Genomic DNA, 18,719 nt, shown 5'->3' with positions numbered 1-18,719 from the left:
AGCCGAGCGTATACCTGACGTGGCGGGACACCCTGCCCGGTTACGATGCCGGTCATGGGTCGTCAGAAGCAGAACAAGCCACGTCGCGAGCGGTCGATCGGGCCGAGCGCGCTCGCCGACATGCTCGACCTTCCGACGGTCATCTCGCAGGGGCAGACCGGAGTCGTGCTGGACGTGGCGGCGGTCGGCTTCGCCGGGGACGACCTCGCCGACGACGACCGGCCCGCGTACGTCCGGCTCACCGGAGGGTCGGTGAAGCTGCTGCCGGTGGGGCTCCGGCCGTGGGCGCGCGGGGTGGTCACCCGCGATCTCGAACTGCGGGCCGCCGGCGATGCGTCACTGTTCCCGTGCAGGATCGGATTCGGCATCACCGACGGCGCGGCCCACGCCGAACTGCTCTGAGGGCCCCGGCCGAGCGGGTTTCAGCCGGTCCCGGCCCCGAGCCGGCGGTCGCTGGCAGTAAAGGTGGGTTATTCGTCATTGCTGCCACCTGCTGCGGCTGCCAGGCTGGTGGGCATGACCAGCCGTGATGTGCTCATCGTCCTGTTCGAGAGCGTGCAGAGCCTTGATGTCAGCGGGCCGCTGGAGGTGTTCGCCGGGGCCGGTGCGCAGAGTGGGGCGTACCGGGTGCTGACGGCGGCGGCCGGTGGGGCGGCGGTGCGGTGTTCCAGCGGGTTGCGGTTGCTGCCGGACCGGGATCTGGACGTGGTGGAGCCGCCGCATACGTTGATCGTGCCCGGTGGCCTCGGTACCGCGCGGCCGGAGCCCGGGCTGGTGCGGCGGATCGCCGAACTGGCGGCCGGGGCGCAGCGTGTGGTCTCGGTGTGCACCGGTGCGTTCCTGCTGGCGGAGGCCGGGCTGCTGGCCGGACGCCGGGCCACCACGCACTGGGCCTACGCCGGGTCGCTGGCGCGCCGCTTTCCCGATGTCGAGGTCGATGCCGAACCCATCTTCGTGCGGGACGGCCCGGTGGCCACCTCCGCCGGGGTCACCGCGGGGATCGACCTGGCGCTGGCGCTGGTGGAGGAGGACCTCGGCCGGGAAGCGGCGCTGCTGGTGGCCCGTCACCTGGTGGTTTTCCTGCGCAGGCCGGGCGGGCAGGCGCAGTTCAGTGCGCAGTTGGCGGTGCAGGCGGCTGAGCGCGATGTGCTGCGTGAGGTGCAGCACTTCATCGTTGCGCATCCGGACGCCGACCTGTCGGTGCAGGCACTGGCCGACCGGGCAGCGCTGTCGCCCCGTCAGTTCGCCCGTTCCTTCAGCGCCCAGGTGGGGCAGACACCCGGGCGCTATGTGGACGCTGCCCGGTTGGAGGAGGCGCGTCGCCGGCTGGAGGACAGTGCCGACGGCGTCGAGCAGATCGCCCGCGCCTGCGGTTACGGGACCGCCGAGTCCATGCGCCGCGCCTTCGTCCGAGCCCTGGCCGTGTCACCGGCGGAGTACCGGCGCCGCTTCCGTCCCCTCGTCGCCCCCGTCGACCCTGCGTCCCTGTAGTCCCTGCCGTTCCTGTTCCCCTGGTCGGCGAAACCGCCTGAGGAGTCCCATGAAGATCGCGATCCTGCTCTACGACAACTTCACCGCCCTGGACGCGGTGGGCCCCTACGAGATGCTGGCCCGGCTGCCAGGGGCCGAGGTCGTCTTCACCGCCGCGCGTCCCGGCCCGGTACGTACCGACCTGGGCAGCCTGGCGCTGACCGCGGACGCGGCGCTCGCCGACCTGTCCGCGGCCGATCTGCTGCTGGTGCCCGGCGGACCCGGCATGGCTCGGCTGATGGACGACGACCAGACCCTGGAGTGGATCCGGCGCGTGGACACGACCACCACCTGGACCACCTCGGTGTGCTCCGGCTCGCTGCTGCTGGCCGCGGCCGGCCTGCTCCACGGCAGGCGGGCGACCTCGCACTGGATCTGCCTCGACCAGCTCCGGCTGTTCGGCGCCGTCCCGGTGGAGCAGCGGGCCGTCTTCGACGGGAAGTACGCGACCGCCGCCGGGGTGTCGGCCGGGATCGACCTCGCGCTGGAGCTGGCCGGCCGGATCGCCGGGGACGATGTCGCCCGCCAGATCCAGCTCGTCAGCGAGTACGACCCGCAGCCGCCCTACACCGCCGGCTCCCTCCGTACCGCCCCGGCCCGGCTCGCCGAGCTGCTGCGCGCCAATGACCTGGCGGTCACCGCAGGCTGACGCGGGGGGTGGTCACCCGCGATCTCGAACTGCGGGCCGCCGGCGATGCGTCACTGTTCCCGTGCAGGATCGGATTCGGCATCACCGACGGCACGGCCCACGCCGAACTGCTCTGAGGGCCCCGGCCGAGCGGATTCAGCCGGTCCCGGCCCCGAGCCGGCGGTCGAACCACTCGCGGCTGCGCCGCAGCAGGTCGAGCTGGTGGTTGCGTTCGTGGATGATGTGGCCCTCGCGCGGATAGGCGACCAACTGGTGGTCGACCCCGTAGTAGCGCAGCGCACGGTGGAAGAGCACAGCCTGGCCGAAGGGCACATTGGTGTCCTCCTCCCCGTGCACGATCAGGACCGGCGTGCGGATCCGCGAGGCGTACGAGACCGGGCTGAGCCGGTCGTGGCGGTGCGGTCCGGGACCCTCCCAGCCGGAGCTGCCGCCGAGGGCGCTGTCCTGCAGGCCCCATTCACCGAGTGCGGTCTGCACGCCCCAGTCGCTGATGCCCGCACCCATCAGGGCCGCCTTGAACCTGTCGGTCTGCCCCACCGCCCAGGCGGCCATGAAGCCGCCGTGGCTCCAGCCTGCGATGCCGAGCCGCTCCGGGTCCGCCACCCCTTCGGCGACCAGCAGGTCGATCCCGCTGACGATGTCGGTCCACTCGTCCTCGCCGACCGCGCCCACGACCGTGGCGGCGAAGTCGGCGCCGCGGCCTTCGCTGCCGCGCGGGTTGGGCATGAAGACCGCGCACCCGCCCGTCGCCAGCCACTGGCCGCTGATCACCGGATTGAGCATGAGCTCGTCGGCGTACCGGTCGTAGGGGCCGCCGTGCACCAGGGCGACCAGGGGGAACGGACCGTCCGCCCGACTGCGACCGGGCGGCAGGATCAGCAGTCCGTCGAGTGCCAGCCCGTCGGCGGCCTTCCAGGACAGCCGTTCCTGCTTTCCCCAGGTGATCCGGCGCAGCTCCGGCCTGGTGTCGCTGAGCCTGAGCAGCGGACCGGCGGGAGGTCCGGCGTGGATGTCGCGCGGTGCGTAGGCCGTGGTCGCCACCACGGCGACCGTCGCCCCCGAGCGGCTCGCGGTGAGCGACAAGGCCAGGCCGTCCAGTCCGGACAGCCGCTGGAACCGCCGCTCGACGGGGTCGAGCCGGTGGACCGCGGTGTCGAGTCCGTCGGCGAACAGCGCCAGCGGCGGGCCGTCCGCGATCTGCACCAGGCTGGTCGGGCAGACGGCCATACCGGCCGTCAGATTGCTGTGTGCTGCGGGCGCGACGCCGGCGGCGGGCACGGTGACGTCCAGGACCGCGCGGCCTTCCACCAGGCCGGGCGGGGCGACCGCCAGATAGGCCACATGCCACGCGCCGTCGACGCTCCACCAGGCCGGGGAGCCGGCGTCGGCCCCGACGGCGCCGAGGTCCTGGACCGCCCCGGTCAACGGGTCGACCAGGTGCAGTTCGGCGTTGTAGAGGCCGGGGTCCAGGTCCGGGGAGTTCCAGGTGAGGACCGCCAGAGGCCCGCCGTCCGGCCGCTGTGCCGCGTCCACGACGTGGCGGTGGGCCAGTCCGTCGACCAGGCGCAGTACACCGGTGTCGAGGTCCAGCAGTCGCAGCCGGCTGAGCGGCTCCCGTTCCCCCCACACCCTGGCGTCGTCGCGCTCGGCCTCCCTGCGCTCGTCCTCCTCGGTGGGCTCGTCCTCGGCGGCCACCGCGACGGTACGGCCGTCGGCGAGCGGCCACTGGTCGGATATCGCGCCGCCCCAGGCGGTCAGCGGCTCCCCAGCGGCGCCCGCCTCGCCGCCGTCCAGGCCGATCCGGTGCAGCTTGCCGCCCAGCATGCAGATCAGCGACTGCGAATCCGGTGCCCAGCGCAGCGAGCTGATCGGCGCCGGGTTCGCCTTGATCCGCCTCGGAGCTGAGCTTCCGTCAGCGGCGGCCACCCAGAGCGAGCGAATCGGCGGCTCCCCCTTCCTGGTGTTCCTGACCGCGTAGGCGACCAGTCGGCCGTCCGGGGACATCGCAAGCCCCACCGGCATGCCGTAGTCGACGATCTGCTCTGCGGTCAACTCGGTTGTTGCATCCGTCATCGAAAGCTCCTCTGTCGCCGGGGCATCGGGGAAGATCGTCACCCGGGCATGCCTATCACGCCCGCGGCGCCGACCGGGCGGGTCTCCGCAGGTTCTCAGCCGCGGACGGCGGACGGCCCGCCCCGGTCCGCCGGTGGCGGTTCGGGACGGGCCGGTGTTCTCAAGCCGGTGTTCTCAAGCCGCTGTTCTCAAGCCGGTGTTCCCAGGCGGTGCTCTGAGGCCGGGGCTTTTCTGCCACTGCGTCAGCTGACGTTGACCGCCGCGTCGTCGACGACGAAGGAGGTCTGCTTGGTGTAGTCCTCGGCGCCGGTGAACTTCAGGGTGACGCTCTGTCCGGCGTAAGCGGCCAGGCTGTAGCTGTGCTGGGTGTAGCCGGCGGCCGCGTTGGTGTTGGAGAAGGTGGCCAGGGTGCCGAGCACCGTGCCCGAGCTGTTGAGCACCTGGACCTTGAGGGTGTCGTAGGCCGTGCTGCCGGTCTCGGCGGTGTCGATGTGCAGCCAGAAGCTGGCCGTGTACGCGGAGCAGCCGCTCGGCAGCGCGACCGTCTGGGCGAGGGTGTCGGTGGTGGTGGTGCCGTAGCCGTCCAGCCAGGCGGCGTAGCTGCCGGTGTGGGCGGGTTCGGCGGTGCCCTTGTAGATGGTGGTGCCGCCGGCGGTCCAGGGCGAGGCGGTGCCGGTCTCGAATCCGGGGTTGCCGAGCAGTTGCGCAGCGGTGCAGCCGCCACCACCACCGGAGCTGGAGACGGTCCAGGTGAAGCCGACCGAGGAGCTGGGCCCGGTGGAGTCCGTGGCCGTGGCGGTGACCGAGTAGCTGCCGACGGTCGTGGGCGTGCCGCTGATCAGGCCGGTGGATGCGTTCAGGCTCAGCCCGGTGGGCAGGCCGGTCGCGCTGTAGGAGAGGGTGCCGCCCGCGGTGTCGCTCGCCGAGAGCTGGAGCGAGGTGGCGGTGCCGACGGTCGCGCTGCTGCTGCCGGGGTTGGTCAGGCTGACCGCGCCGGTGCTGGTGCCGCTGCCGGTGGCGAGCCAGGCGGTGGCGTTGAGGGCGAGCGGGGCGTTGGTGCCGGTGGGGTCGTCCCAGCCGTCGTTGAGGCTGTTGCCGGCCTGGCCGGTGCCGTCGTCGAACGGGGAGCTGTCACCGATGATGGCGACGCGGCCGGAGCCGAAGGTGCTGGTGACGAAGAAGGCGCCGGTGTTGCCGCTGTAGCCGGTCCGGTAGAGCAGGCCCTTCACCGAGGAGTTGTCGGCGGGCTTGAGCGTGAAGGTGGTGCCGTTGTAGATGTTGCTGCCGGTCACGGTGCCGAAGCTGCCGTGCAGGATCGGGTTGCTCGCGTCGGTGATGGCCTTCGGGGTGTCCTTGGTGATGTTCAGGAGGTCGACCGAGAAGCCGAACGGGTCGCTGCTGTCGACCGAGTTGTTGCTCAGCAGGTCGTTGATGATGGCTGGCGAGTCCCAGCCGTCGTTGTTGCGGTCGCTGCCGGTGTGGTCGGAGACCAGGAACAGCCCGCCGCCGGCCTGGACGAACTTCATGATCGCGGTCTTCTCGGCCGCGGTGAAGACCGTGTTGGGCTCGTCGATCACCAGGGTGTCGAAGTTGGACAGGTCCAGGCTGGAGCTGGTTCCGTAGCTCAGCGCGCTGGTGCTGGTCTTCAGGCTGTACTGGCCGGTCTTCTGCAGGGCCACGCCCCAGGCGGAGAGCGCCCCGGTCCAGTCGGACTCCTTGGTGGGGTTGGCGTTCTGGGCGAGCGGGTCCGGGATGCTGGTGCTGATGATCCAGTCGGCATTGCCCGCGGTCTCGGCGTGCGCGTCGTCGAACAGCACCCGGTGCGTGGTCGTCGCCGCATGGGCCTGGGGAGCCGTGGCCGCAACCCCGGCCAGTCCTGCGGCGAACAGGGCGGCGGCGGCCAGGGCGGCCTTGCCACGGGCGAAGTGAACAGACGTCATATGCTGTGCCTCCGTTGGCGATTGGGTGTGCAGCAGCTGTGAAACGCGCGTAGACTCGCAGTATCCGCGCGTAGAACGAACGCGGGGAAGGGGTCCCGGGTTACGAACTGTTGACGATTGCATGTCAATATGACCCCAGCGCCTGCGCCGCGCTGCACACCCGGAGCCGACAGCCCTGAGCCGACAGCCCTGGGCGGCGGTCCTAACCCGGCTCCTGCGCATGGGCCGCGAGGAAGGGCCGGAGCAGGGCCGCGGTCCGCTGCGCATCCTCCAGCATCGGCGAGTGGCCGAGGCCGGGCAGCAGTTCGACCCCGGCACCCGGAACCGCCGCGTAGTCGGCCGCGGACGACGGCCGCCATCTGCGGTCCTCCTCGCCGAAGACGACCAGCAGCGGCTTGCCCAGGGCCGTCACCCTCGCCGGGACCTGCCCCTGCTGCAGGTACTCTTCGGCGCCGAGCGACGTGGCCGTGGATCCGTGCAGCGTCATGCCCCGCACGTCGTCCACGATCTGCTGCGGGAGTTCGAAGCCGGGGCGGCTGAAGCCTGTGCTCAGCGCCTTGCGGATCAGGCCGTCGGTCCGGATCCGCCACAGCAGCGGCCCAATGCCCGGAGTGAGCAGCAGCCGCCCGGCGAACCCGTCGGAGATGAAGGCGTCCAGCCTGGGCCCGGTGTCGATCAGCGCCAACGCGGCCACCAGCTCCGGCCGTTCCTCGGCGAGCGCGGTCACGACCAGGCCGCCGGTGGAGTGCCCGATCCCGACGACCCGCTCGACCCCGAGCCGGTCCAGGACCGCGCCGACCCGGCGCGCGTGCTCGGGGACCTGGTAGCCGGGACCGTCCGGCTTGGCCGACCGACCGTGTCCGAGCAGGTCGATCCGGACGACCCGATGGGCCCCGGCCAGTTCCGGCACGATCGCGTCCCACCAGTGCGAGGACCCGGCGAGTCCGTGCACGAGCACGAGTGCCGTGCCGTTGCGGGGGCCGTCCTGCTGCACGTGGATGTCCCCTCCCTCGACGGGGAGGAGCAGGCTCTCAGTGGTCATGGTCATGGGCCAACCGTGGCGCCCGCCGGTCCACGGGTATTGAACGAATGTCCCGACCGGACGGGGCATCCTTGGGCTATGAGCATGCAGACCGGCGGCCGTGAGCCGGTGTCCGTCTGGGAGGTGGCGAGCCCGACCCGGCCCCGCCTGCCGGCCGGGGTCGGCATGGCCGGCTTCCGGGACAGCGGCCGGGCCGAGGTCGGCCAGCGGGTGATTCCGCATCCCTCGGTGATGGTGGCGGTGGAGTTCGGTGCGCGCCCGCCGGTCGTGTCCGATGCGGCCGGACGGCAGCAGCGTGGATCCATGGTGGCCGGGCTCGGGCTGGGGTTCGGTGGGGCGGCGTGGGTGCGCGGCGAGAACGTCGAGTGCCTGCAGCTCCGGCTGTCCCCGCTGGTGGCGGGCGCGGTACTAGGCGTTCCCCCGGCCGAGTTGGACGGTGTCGTACCCCTCGATGCCGTGTGGGGCCGCGCGGTGGGACGGATCCGTGAGCAGCTGAGCGAGGCCCCGTCCTGGCAGGTGCGCTTCGCCCTGGTCGAGAAACTCCTCGAACCCGCCGGTGGGGCAAGGACGTTGCTCGACCCCGAGGTGGCCTGGGCCTGGCGCCGGATCGTCGGCGGACGGGGGACGGTCCGGGTCGAGGACCTGGCGGGCGAGGTGGGTTGGAGCCGCAAGCGGCTGTGGGCCCGGTTCCGCTCGCAGATCGGTCTGCCGCCCAAGCGCGCCGCGCAGCTGGTCCGCTTCGACCGGGCGGTGCACCTCCTGGTCGCGGGCGAGGCTGCGGCCCGGGTCGCGGCGGAGACCGGCTACGCCGACCAGTCCCATCTGCACCGTGACGTCGCGGCCTTCGCCGGGATCACCCCATCGGCGGTGACCCGCGAGCCGTGGCTGGCCGTCGACGACGTCGCCTGGCCCGACCGCACGGGCTGAACCGGCCCGGCTACCGGGGCAGTTCCAGCGAGACATGCGGGGACAGCGCGCGGAGGAAGTCGGCCGCGTCGAAGACCTCGCCGGCCGAGGCGACACCGACCGTCCTGCTCTGTCCGTCGAGGATCCGCTCCACGGCCTCCACCACCAGCGGCGCGGTGACGGCGTAGATGTCCCGGCCCCTGGCCACGGCCCGCCGTTCGCTGTCGCCGGAGCGCACCACCACGTCGACCAGGAAGGTCTGCGCGGACCGTCCGTCCTCGTCGACCGCGCTCGGGGCCGGCGTGTCCGGGGCCGACAGGTCCCTGGCCGCCACCTCGGTCATGTAGCAGCGGACCTCCGGGACGTCGAGGTGGCTGGGCACGGTGACCACGTCGGCCATCGAGAACTCGCCGATAACGGCCTGCGGGCCCATCGGCTCGGGGAACGTCCACTGCAGCCTCGGAGCTGCGTCCTGGACGTACTCCAACTGCCCCTTGGCGTACCGGACCCGTCGGCCGCCCCGCCGCTCCCGGGAGACCGCGCCCGCCGCCCGGGTCCCCTCGGTGGGGTGCCAGCTGCTCAGCCCGTACGCGATGTGCACCTCGTCGGCCGCCGTCCAGTCCCCCATCGCGGCGGTGGCCAGCAGGTCACCGAGGCCGCCGTAGAAGGCCATCGCGGGGACCACGGGTACTCCCGCGGCCCGGGCGCCATCCGTGAACTGCGCGAACGTGTCGGCGTTGGCCTCGATCTCGGCCGCCACGTCCAGGTACGGGATCCCGGCGCGCAGGGCCGCCTCGATCACCGGGGCGGCCGTGGTGGCGAAGGGTCCGGCGCAGTTGACCACGGCCGCCGAACCGGCCAGTGCCCGGTCCAGCGAGGCCGGATCATCGACCGACGCCGGACGCAGCTCCAACCCGGGCCGGGACAGCGCCAGTTCCTTCAACTTCCCCTCGTCACGGCCGGAGAGGACCGGGACCAGCCCACGCTCCAGCAGCCGGGCCACCACGAAGCGCCCGGTGTGGCCGTACGCGCCGAACACCGTCACTGCCTGCCCTGATCCCATGGGTTCTCCTCGTGCTCAGCCGATCCACCGCGCTCCGTCACGGATCATCCTGGCCGGAGCGGACGCCCCGGACGAGTGTCCGGAACGCCATGCCCCGTACAATTCCGGACATGACCACTGTCGCACTGGCCGTCACCGACGGGATGCTGCACTTCGAACTGGCCCTGGCCTGCGAGGTCTTCGGCCCGGCCCCGGCCGCCGTCAGCGGCCCCTGGTACGACCTGCTCCTCTGCGGATCGGCCGCCGTGCAGGTCGGCCGCTTCCGGCTGGAGCCCGACCACGGCCTGGAGCACCTGGCCCGTGCCGACACCGTGATCGTCCCGGGCTGGGCCGACGTCGACCAGGAGCCGCCCGCCGACCTGGTCGACGCGGTGCGCGCGGCCCACGACGCCGGCGCACGCGTGGCCTCGCTGTGCACCGGAGCCTTCGTCCTGGCCGCCGCCGGACTGCTGGACGGGAAGCGCGCGACCACGCACTGGGCGCACACCCGGATCCTCACCGACCGATACCCGAAGGTGCAGGTGGACCCGGACGTCCTCTACGTGGACAACGGCAGCGTGCTCACCTCCGCCGGCAAGGCCGCCGCCATGGACCTGTGCCTGCACCTGGTGCGCCTGGACCACGGCTCGGCCACCGCCAACACCGTGGCCCGCCGCCTGGTCGTACCGCCGCACCGGGACGGCGGCCAGGCCCAGTTCGTCACCACCCCGGTGCCCGCCCAGGACAACCACCCGCTGGCCGAACTGCTCCCCTGGGTGGTCGAACGGCTGGACCAGCCGCTGACGGTGGAGGACCTGGCCCGCCGGGCCCGGATGAGCTCACGCAACCTGGGCCGCCACTTCCGGTCGGTGACCGGCACCACCCCGCTGCAGTGGCTGCTGACCCAACGCATCCGCCACGCCCAGGAGTTGCTCGAATCCACCGACGACAGTATCGACGCCGTCGCCGCCGCGGCCGGTATGGGCACCGCCACGACGCTGCGCCGCCACTTCCACCGCACCGTCGGCGTACCCCCGGACACCTACCGCCGCACCTTCCGTTCCCGCACCCGCAGCGCCGGTTGACGATACGTCAGGACGCGTGACGGACCGCCGCCGGGGACCGTGGCGCGGTCCCCGGCGGCGGTCGGCCGGCTCAGCCGTTGTACTTGTGGAGCCAGAGTCCCACCGTGGCGCCGTTGGTGAACACCGCGCAGATGTGGTTGTCGTAGCGGGACGGGTCGTAGCCGTGCTCGTTGAAGTAGTTGTTGCAGTTGTCGAAGGTCCAGAACCAGGTCTGGTACTCCCAGCACGGGTCGGTGTTGCCGTTGTTGGCACAGTCCGGGCCCGGCGACACCCGGGTGCTGGCCGGCAGGGCCGCCCGGACCTGGCCGGTCTGGGCGGCGGACGCGGTGCCGACTCCGACGACGGCGGTGAACGCACTGATGGCGGTCAACACCGCGACGGCGCTGCGCAGGACATGCTTCATCATCTGACTCCTTGACGTACTCGATGGCGGCGCCCTGCTCGGAGGACATGGGACATGCGTGCGGGCGCCACGAGCACACACCGTAGTCGAACGACTACGGAAAGTGCACGAAGTGACACGACGCGATTACCGTCCGTCGACCTGCCGCCGTCGCGGAGCCGTCACCCCGCCGTCACCCCGTCGTCGGCACCGTCCAGCGTTGGCCGGTGCCCGCCGCGCAGGTGGCGATGGTGAGCTGGGTGCCGTTGGTGGCGCCCGCGCTGGTGTCCGTCAGGCACAGGCCCGAGACCGGGTTCACCAGTTCGCCGGAGGAGTCGGTCTGCCACTGCTGGGCGGTGGTGCCGTTGCAGGTGTGCAGCTGGACCTTGGTCCCGCTCGTGGTAGCGCCGTTGGTGACGTCCATGCAGTCGGTCAGCACCTGCAGGGTGTGGTCCGGCACCAGGGCCCAGCTCTGCGCCGAGGTGCCGTTGCAGGTGTAGAGCTGGATGGCGGTGCCGTTGGAGGTGCCCGAACCCTTGTCGTCGACGCACTTGCCCGTCGCCGTCTCGGTGATCGGACCGGTCGGCTCGGCCACCGTGCCGTTGGCGGTGCCGTCGTAGGACGGGGGCGCGTCGGCGGCTGCCGCCGCCCAGGAGGTGACGGCCGAACCGCCCAGGGTGAAGTCCAGCGCCGCGCCGGCGGTAGTGTCGGCGGCCGGCAGGTAGGCCTGGTTCCAGGCGCTGCCGTTGACGGTGAGGCTCTGGACGTAGGGGTCGGCGTCGGCGGCAGCCGGGGCGGTGACGGTGATGGTCCTGCCGGTGCTGCCCAGGGCGACCACCGCCTGCGGGAACAGCGGGCTGCCGATGGCCAGGTCGGCCGTGCCCGGGGTCTCCGGGTACAGCCCGAGCGCCGACCACACGTACCAGGAGCTGAGCTCGCCGAGGTCGTCGTTGCCGGGCAGGCCGGCCGGGGTGGCGGCCCACAGCTGGTCCTGGACCGCGCGGACCGTGCTCTGGGCCTTGTACGGCTGCCCCACCCAGTCGTACTCCCAGGGGAGTTCGAGACTGGGCTCATTGCCCATGTTGGACTGGGTGCCGATGACGCTGCCCAGGCCCTGGTAGCCGGAGAGCACGCTGTCCAGGTAGCTCGCCAGGCTCGCCGAACCGCCCTCGGCGGTGGCCAGTCCGGCGATGTTGAACGGGATCATCGGGGTGTAGCTGAAGGCGTCGCCCTCGGCGAAGTCGTTGCTCGCGGTGCTGGTGATGAGCTTGGCGTTGAAGCCGTCCATCCACCTGCCGTTGGAGTGGATCGGCTGGATGTACCCGCTGGAGCTGTTGTAGATGTTCCTCCAGTCCTGGGCCCGGTTGCGGAAACGGGTCGCGGTGGCGCTGTCGCCCAGCGCGGCCGCGAACGTGGACAGGGCGAAGTCGTCGGTGTCGTACTCCAGTTGGGTGGAGGTGGTGGCGTACTCGTGGCAGCAGCCGTAGAGGCTGTTGGTGGGCAGGTAGCCGAAGCTGTCCAGGTAGGTCACGCCGGGGGTGACCGCGGTGTCGGTGGTCTGCTCCGCGACCATGGCGGCCAGCGCGGTCGCCGTGTCGAATCCGGTCGCACCGAAGGCGCGGTAGTCGGCGAGGACCGGCACCGCCGAGTCCCCCACCATGATGTCGGTCTCGCCGGTGGCCATCCCCCACTTGGTCAGCGTGCCGCCCTGGGTGTAGTCGTTGACGATCGACTGCGCCATGTCGGAGGCCGCGCCGGGGTCCAGCAGCGCCGTGAGCTGCGCCTGGGACCGGTAGGTGTCCCAGTTGGAGAAGTCGGTGTACTGCGCGGCGTGTCCGCTGCCCACGGTGTGCACCGCGCCGTCGTAGCCGCGGTACCGCCCGTCCGCGTCGCTGACCACGCTGGGGAAGAGCGAGGCGTGGTACAGCGCCGTGTAGAAGGTGGTCTGCTGCGCGGTGGTCCCACCGCCGATCGTGATCCGGCCCAACGCGCCGGTCCACGCGGTGCGCGCCGCGGCCGCGACGTCGGCGAAGGACTTGCCGGGCACCTCGGCGTCACGGTTGGCCTGCGCCTCGGCCACCGAGGTGTAGGAGACGCCGACCCGGGCCTCGACGGTGGTGCTGCCGGTGCTGGTGTCGAAGGTGAGCGTCTCGCCTCCGGGGCCGGCCGAGGTGGTGCTGTAGGCGGCCGAGGAGGTGATCGGGTGGTCGAAGCTGACCGCGAAGTAGACCGTGAACGGGTCAGTGGCCTCGCAGAAGCCGGTGCTGGTCACCGATCCGGTCACCTCGGTGCTGCTGTTCACGGTGAACGTGGATGCCGCATAGGGGATCTGACTGTCGTTCAACTTCAGGATCAGATCGGCCGCGGTGGTGGCCGGGTAGCCGAAGCGGGCCACTCCGGCGTGCGTGGTGGTGGTCAGCGCGGCGCTGGTGCCGTTGCCCAGGGTCACCGCGTAGCTTCCGGGCGAGGCGGTCTCGCCCGAGTGCGAGAAGGAGGCGGTGGTGGATCCCGGGGTGGAGCCGACCGCGCCGGTCGTCGGCAGGAACGGCACGTCCCCGGCGGCGTCGCAGCCCACCCCGGAGACATGGGTGAGGCTGAAGCCGGTGATGCTGGAGTCGGCGTAGTTGTAGCCGCCGCCCTTGGGGCGTGACGAGGTGTCAGGGCTCCACTGCACCATGCCGTGCGGCACGTCGGCGCCGGGGAAGGTGTTCCCGGAGCTGTAGTCGCTGTTGGACGCGGTCCCGACATAGGGGTCGACCAGGGCGGCGGGGTCGCTCACCGAGGTGACCGAGGCAGCCAGGGCGGCCGAGGCGGCATGCGCCGTGGCCTCGACCGGGCCGAAGCCGAGCAGGGCCAGCAACGCCGCCCCGACCGTGAGCAGCCGCCCCGGCCTCCGGCGCGGGCGGGACGCGACGGCGTCAGCCACGGGCCAGCACCTCCCCCAGCACACCGTCGCCGGGGGCGTTGAACCAGTCGGTGGAGACGAAGGACGCGCCGTCGGCGGCGAGCTGCGCCACCCTGGCCTGGGCGTCGGCCAGGGTGGGGGCGGAGGAGCTCAGCGCCGGGGTGACGTCGTAGGCGTCGGTCACCACGGCGAGGTAGTGGTTGGTGTTGTACCACTCGGTGTTGCCGTCGCTCACCCAGGTGCCGGCGTCGCCGTCGAAGACCACGAACCAGGGGCGCAGCGTGGTGTCGCTGTAGCGGGTGCGGGGGTCGCCGGTCTGGGCGTTGAGCACGCTGGGGAAGATCTCCGCGCTGGCGATGTTCCCGGCCGCGTAGAGGCTCTTCAGATGCGCCGCCTCGACCACATCGGTCCAGGTGGAGGACGAGTTGAGGCTCTGCTCGACGGTGCCGGGGATGGCCTCAACGATGATCTTGCCGGCCAGTGCGGCGCGGGTGGCCCAGTTGTCGGCCCTGGCTGCCGTGTCGAGGTCGGGGTAGAGACTGCCGTCGGCCTTGGTGAGCAGGTCGGCCGGGGTGTAGACGAGGCTGCCGAGGTGGGCCTTGACGTAGCTGTCCAGCTCCGTCGCGTCCAGTCCGGCCGAGGAGTTGAAGCCCTCCTTCAGCTCCAGCTTGACCATGATCGGGCCGTGCGTGGGGTGGGCCTGCATCCAGATCCTGATGTCGTCCAGGCAGCTGTCGAGGTTCTGGTTGCGGTCCCCGGTGTAGAGGTCCGCCGCAGTGCTGGCCTGGACGCAGTTGTTGTTGCTGCCCAGCGGGTTGTCGTGGCTGACGTTCCACTTGTGGGTGATCGGGTTGGCCCAGGCGTCCAGCTCGATCAGCGACGCCCCGGAGTCCAGCGCGTTGGCCAGGTAGGTGTACGGGGTCTTGTCGTTGTAGGTGTTGTGCAGCCCGACCGAGGTCGCTCCGGCCAGGGTCTGCGAGCCGAGGTCGTCGGCGTGGACCGCCGACGACGGCGCGGCCAGGGCCAGGGCCGCCGCGGCGACCGTGACGGCGGCGGGACGGAACCGTCGGCGGATGGACTTTGTGAGCATGTCAACTCCTGATGCGAGGGTGGGTGCTGAGACGTTCGACACAGCGGTTGGCACCGCTGTTGGCACATGGTTCGGCACAGCGCAGCGCAGCGGATGCATCACGGCCGTGCCATGGTGTGGTGCATCCGCTGCGCGAGCAATGGAAAGTACTGACGAGACGTCACCAGTACTCCTCGATGAGGTCAGTGACGGGTGATCCGGACCGAGAGGCCCTGGTGCGTGTAGACCGGGACGGCCCGGTAGCCGGCGGCGTCCACGGTGATCGATGCGAACTGGCCCTGCAGCGAGCGGATGTCGATCACCGGCAGGGTGAGGTCACCGCCGCGGAGGGACCCGGTGTCCACGCCGTCCAGGTGGATGCTGAGGACCGCGCCGCGTCCCAGCGCCACCCGGCCGGAGACCTCCAGGGCCGCCGGGCCGCCCCGACGGAGCGTCACCGCCAGGGTCGCGCCGGCCGCCAGGGCCACGCTGCCGCGCACGACGACCCCGCCGCGGTTCGGCTGGAGCCGCAGCGTGCCGCCGTCGACCCGCACGTCCCCGTGGCCGAGGGCCTGGTGCGAGGCGGCCGTGAGCACGCCCGCCGCCACCGTGGTGCCGCCGGTGTAGCTGTTGACGCCGGAGAGGGTGAGCGTGCCGGTGCCCTGCTTGGTGAGGCCGCCGCAGCCGTCGATGTCGTTGCGCCAGGCGTCGGCGGCACTGAATCCGCCGTCGGCGGCGTCCATGGCCACGGTCACGTCGCTCTCGAACGTCCCGTAGCCGTCCGCCGCGGCGAACAGGTTCAGCCGTCCCCACTGCTCGGCGGTGTACTGGTCGTCGGCGTCCGGCAGGGTGTAGCCCGAGGGGAGCGCGGTGCTGCGCAGCACCGCGCGGCGCTGGTCGGCGTCCAGGTAGGGCAGCCGGGTCTCCAGCAGCACCTCCGCACCCTTGGGCACGGTCAGCGGGGTGTCGCGGCCGTGGCGCGGCAGGATGTAGGTGAGCCGGGGGGTGACCGCGGCAGCGTTGGCCTCGCGGTCGGCGTAGGGGTCGGTGTCCACGCCGGCCGCGTGGGCGAAGGCGTAGAGGGTGTCGGCGGTGGTACCGGTCTGCGCCTGGAAGTACGCCACCGCCTGGGCCCGGGCCGCTGCCTTGAGGGCGGCGTTGGCGGGGTCGGCGAGCGTGGCGGCGGCCAGCGCGGTGGCCAGGGTGCGGCCGCCGATGACGTCGACCGGGGAGTGCATCCCCGCGGTGATACGGGTGTTGGCGAGCTTCGAGGCGCTCGCCACCAGTTCCTGGAATCGCTCCGGCACCGCGTAGGCCAGGGCCAGCGAGGCCAGGTGGAAGGCGTTGGTGTGGCCGCTGGGGAAGCCCCCGTCGGTGGCGGGAGTGGTGCTGCGCTGCAGCAGCAGCTGCGGCGCCACCAGCACGTCGGACTTGTAGACCGGGAATCCCCAGGCGTCGACCGTGCCGGTGTCGACCACCGTGCTGTCCTCGGTCATCCGCCAGGGGCGCGGGTACTGGTAGGCGGCCTTGCTGGGGTTGCCCGAGGCGTAGTTGCCGCGCAGGGTGTTGACCAGGGTGACCACCAGGCCGAGGTCCGAGGTGGTGGACCCGGCGCCGGTGGCGGATCCGGCCGGGGCGCCGGCCGGGACGCCCTCGTTGATCAGGGTGGCCGGGGTCCCGTCGGGCGCGGAGGTGATGGAGGTGACCGCCTTGGCGCCGGCGCGGTACAGGTCGGCGAGCGGGCCCAGGCCGCCGATCGAGGCGTAGCTCTGGTCCTGCCGGTCGTAGATGAAGGCCTCGCGCGCCTCGGCGTCGGTGCGCGACCCGGTGATCCTGGCGCAGTAGCGCATGTTGGCGCGCAGGATGTCGGCGGCGTCCGCCGCCGGCGTTCCGGTGTTCCAGGCGGTGCCGGTCTTCCAGAACCGGTCCATCCCGGACAGGGCGCGGACCCCGGCGTTGCCGGTCACGGTCAGGTCGGCGCTGGTGTTGGTGGTGTAGGTGTCGACGAAGGCGAGCGCCTTGACCGGCGTCACCGCCGCTTCCGCCTTCTGCGGGAGCACCAGCCAGCTCAACGCGGTCGGGGCCGCGAACAGGCCGATCGAGGCACCGGTCGCGTTTCTGATGAATCCGCGCCGGTTCACGCTGCTCTGGGTCTTCAAGTCCATCTCCGCCGGTTGAGGGTCCCACTCGCCGTTCCAGGTCGATGGGAGTCTGCGGCAGGAGCGTGAAGCCCGGTGGTACGCACCGGGTGGGACATATGAACAGGCAGACATGTGAACGCTAACAGAACCTGTCCGCGCCCTGTGCGCGCAGCGGCCCGGGGTTGCAGTGGAGGCGTCCGGGTGTGGAGACTGACCCCCTGCCAGCCCGCCCACCTGCACAGAAGGAATCGATCCCCATGGACGCTGACGTCATCGTCGTCGGAGCCGGACTGGCCGGACTCGTCGCCGCACACGAGCTGACCAGTCGGGGCAAGCGGGTCGCCCTGCTGGACCAGGAGAACGCCGCCAACCTCGGCGGCCAGGCGTTCTGGTCCTTCGGTGGGCTGTTCCTGGTCGACTCCCCCGAGCAGCGCCACCTGGGCGTGAAGGACTCGCTCGAACTGGCCTGGAGTGACTGGCAGGGCAGCGCCGGCTTCGACCGGCTGGACGACGAGGACTCCTGGGCCGTCCGCTGGGCCCGCGCCTACGTGGAGTTCGCCGCCGGGGAGAAGCGCTCCTGGCTGACCGGACACGGCATCAGCTTCCTGCCGACCGTCGGCTGGGCCGAGCGCGGCGATCTGCGCGCCGACGGGCACGGCAACTCCGTCCCGCGCTTCCACGTCGCCTGGGGCACCGGCACCGGGGTGGTCGAGCCGTTCGTCGCCTCGGCGCAGCGGGCCGCCGCGAACGGACTGCTCACCTTCCACCACCGCCACCAGGTCGACGAGCTGCTGGTCGCCGACGGCCAGGCCACCGGCGTGCGCGGCACCCTGCTGGCGGAGGACGACTCGGCCCGCGGGGTCGCCTCCAACCGGGACGCGGTCGGCGAGTTCGAGCTGAACGCGCAGGCGGTCATCGTCACCACCGGCGGCATCGGCGGCAACCACGACATCGTCCGCCGCTACTGGCCGGAGCGGATGGGCACCCCGCCGGGCAGCATGGTCACCGGCGTGCCCGCGCACGTCGACGGACGGATGCTCGACATCAGCGCCGAGGCCGGGGTCCGCCTGGTCAACCGGGACCGGATGTGGCACTACACCGAGGGCGTGCAGAACTGGGACCCGATCTGGGCCGGCCACGGCATCCGCATCCTGCCGGGCCCCTCGTCGATGTGGTTCGACGCCCTCGGACGCCGCCTGCCGGACCCCTGCCTGCCCGGCTACGACACCCTCGGCACGCTGCGCCACCTGCGCACCACCGAGTCCATCGCCCAGTACGACCACTCCTGGTTCATCCTCAGCCAGAAGATCATCGAGAAGGAGTTCGCGCTGTCGGGCTCCGAGCAGAACCCCGACATCACCAGCAAGGACCGCCGGGCGTTCCTGCGCTCCCGGGTGCTCGGCAAGGGCGCCCCCGCGCCGGTCGAGGCGTTCAAGCAGCACGGTGCGGACTTCGTCGTCGCCGACACCCTCGACGAGCTGGTGGCGAAGATGAACGCGCTCACCGACGAGCCGCTGCTGAAGGCCGACGCCGTCCGCGCCCAGATCGAGGCCCGCGACCTGCAGATCGCCAACCCCTACAGCAAGGACTCCCAGGTCCAGGGCATCCGCAACTCCCGCCGCTACCTCGGCGACCGGATCGGGCGCACCGCCTCCCCGCACCGGATCCTGGACCCCGCCGCCGGACCGCTGATCGGCGTCAAGCTGCACATCCTCACCCGCAAGACCCTCGGCGGCATCCAGACCGACCTGCAGTCCCGGGCGCTGGGCGCGGACGGCACCCCCATCGGCGGCCTGTACGCGGCCGGCGAGGTGGCCGGCTTCGGCGGCGGCGGGGTGCACGGCTACAACGCGCTGGAGGGCACCTTCCTCGGCGGCTGCCTGTTCTCCGGACGCGCCGCCGGACGCGACGCGGCGGACAGGCTCTGACGGAAGGGCTGACTGACTGACCGTCAG

Annotated in this window: 14 protein-coding genes; 6 read left to right on the top strand and 8 right to left on the bottom strand. The window is 71.8% G+C overall.

The window, feature by feature from the left end; genetic code table 11:
• The first annotated feature begins 54 nt into the window (after positions 1–54).
• The 3 genes from IF29_RS0125610 to IF29_RS0125600 all read left to right on the top strand — a co-directional run bounded on the left by IF29_RS0125610 (position 55) and on the right by IF29_RS0125600 (position 2,179).
• Positions 55–402 carry a hypothetical protein gene (locus IF29_RS0125610; RefSeq protein ID WP_157623927.1) on the top strand — a complete coding sequence of 116 codons (348 nt, stop codon included), beginning with the start codon at positions 55–57 and terminating at the stop codon, positions 400–402.
• A 114-nt stretch (positions 403–516) separates the two neighbouring features.
• Positions 517–1,491, top strand: a complete 975-nt coding sequence (locus tag IF29_RS0125605; protein WP_030259386.1) for a GlxA family transcriptional regulator — start codon at positions 517–519, stop codon at positions 1,489–1,491.
• 49 nt (positions 1,492–1,540) lie between these two features.
• On the top strand, positions 1,541–2,179 hold the full coding sequence (locus IF29_RS0125600; RefSeq protein ID WP_030259384.1) for a DJ-1/PfpI family protein: 639 nt from the start codon (positions 1,541–1,543) through the stop codon (positions 2,177–2,179).
• A gap of 135 nt (positions 2,180–2,314) precedes the next feature.
• Here the strand turns inward: IF29_RS0125600 and IF29_RS0125590 are convergent, their stop codons facing one another.
• From IF29_RS0125590 to IF29_RS0125580, 3 genes are all read right to left on the bottom strand, one after another.
• On the bottom strand, positions 2,315–4,252 hold the full coding sequence (locus IF29_RS0125590) for a S9 family peptidase (RefSeq protein ID WP_030259381.1): 1,938 nt from the start codon (positions 4,250–4,252) through the stop codon (positions 2,315–2,317).
• 242 nt (positions 4,253–4,494) lie between these two features.
• Positions 4,495–6,192 (bottom strand): putative Ig domain-containing protein, encoded by a 1,698-nt coding sequence (locus IF29_RS45205; protein WP_030259379.1) that lies wholly within the window; start codon positions 6,190–6,192, stop codon positions 4,495–4,497.
• A 202-nt stretch (positions 6,193–6,394) separates the two neighbouring features.
• Positions 6,395–7,240 (bottom strand): alpha/beta fold hydrolase, encoded by an 846-nt coding sequence (locus IF29_RS0125580; protein WP_198037556.1) that lies wholly within the window; start codon positions 7,238–7,240, stop codon positions 6,395–6,397.
• Between the two features lie 72 nt (positions 7,241–7,312).
• Here IF29_RS0125580 and IF29_RS0125575 point away from each other — a divergent pair, with 72 nt between their 5' ends.
• Positions 7,313–8,161, top strand: coding sequence for an AraC family transcriptional regulator (locus IF29_RS0125575; protein ID WP_030259373.1), 849 nt, complete (start codon positions 7,313–7,315; stop codon positions 8,159–8,161).
• Between the two features lie 10 nt (positions 8,162–8,171).
• On the opposite strand, the gene IF29_RS0125570 is transcribed toward IF29_RS0125575, so the two are convergent.
• Complete coding sequence (locus IF29_RS0125570; protein ID WP_030259372.1) at positions 8,172–9,203, bottom strand: saccharopine dehydrogenase family protein; 1,032 nt, start codon at positions 9,201–9,203, stop codon at positions 8,172–8,174.
• Between the two features lie 110 nt (positions 9,204–9,313).
• Between IF29_RS0125570 and IF29_RS0125565 the strand changes: the two genes are divergently transcribed.
• Positions 9,314–10,267, top strand: a complete 954-nt coding sequence (locus IF29_RS0125565) for a helix-turn-helix domain-containing protein (protein WP_030259369.1) — start codon at positions 9,314–9,316, stop codon at positions 10,265–10,267.
• A gap of 70 nt (positions 10,268–10,337) precedes the next feature.
• Here IF29_RS0125565 and IF29_RS0125560 read toward each other — a convergent pair whose 3' ends face one another.
• The 4 genes from IF29_RS0125560 to IF29_RS0125545 form a co-directional block, all read right to left on the bottom strand.
• Positions 10,338–10,673: a hypothetical protein gene (locus tag IF29_RS0125560; RefSeq protein ID WP_030259367.1), complete on the bottom strand. Its 336-nt coding sequence runs from the start codon at positions 10,671–10,673 to the stop codon at positions 10,338–10,340.
• Positions 10,674–10,842: 169 nt separating this feature from the next.
• On the bottom strand, positions 10,843–13,575 hold the full coding sequence (locus IF29_RS0125555; RefSeq protein WP_030259364.1) for a lectin: 2,733 nt from the start codon (positions 13,573–13,575) through the stop codon (positions 10,843–10,845).
• A complete protein-coding gene (locus tag IF29_RS0125550; protein WP_030259361.1) occupies positions 13,568–14,644 on the bottom strand; it encodes a PI-PLC domain-containing protein in 1,077 nt (358 codons plus the stop codon). The genes IF29_RS0125555 and IF29_RS0125550 overlap by 8 nt, the downstream gene beginning before the upstream one ends.
• 182 nt (positions 14,645–14,826) lie before the next feature.
• Positions 14,827–16,788, bottom strand: a complete 1,962-nt coding sequence (locus tag IF29_RS0125545; RefSeq protein WP_030259359.1) for a phosphatase PAP2 family protein — start codon at positions 16,786–16,788, stop codon at positions 14,827–14,829.
• Positions 16,789–17,021: 233 nt separating this feature from the next.
• On the opposite strand from IF29_RS0125545, the gene IF29_RS0125540 reads away from it, so the two are divergent.
• Entirely contained in the window at positions 17,022–18,692 is a 1,671-nt protein-coding gene (locus IF29_RS0125540; RefSeq protein ID WP_030259356.1) for an FAD-binding dehydrogenase, read from the top strand.
• Positions 18,693–18,719 lie beyond the last annotated feature (27 nt).

It is taken from the genome of Streptacidiphilus jeojiense, from assembly GCF_000719095.1.
GTDB classification, from domain to species: domain Bacteria; phylum Actinomycetota; class Actinomycetes; order Streptomycetales; family Streptomycetaceae; genus Streptacidiphilus; species Streptacidiphilus jeojiensis.
Note: the sequence above shows the minus strand (reverse complement) of the source record. Positions and strands in the feature narration are given on the sequence as shown.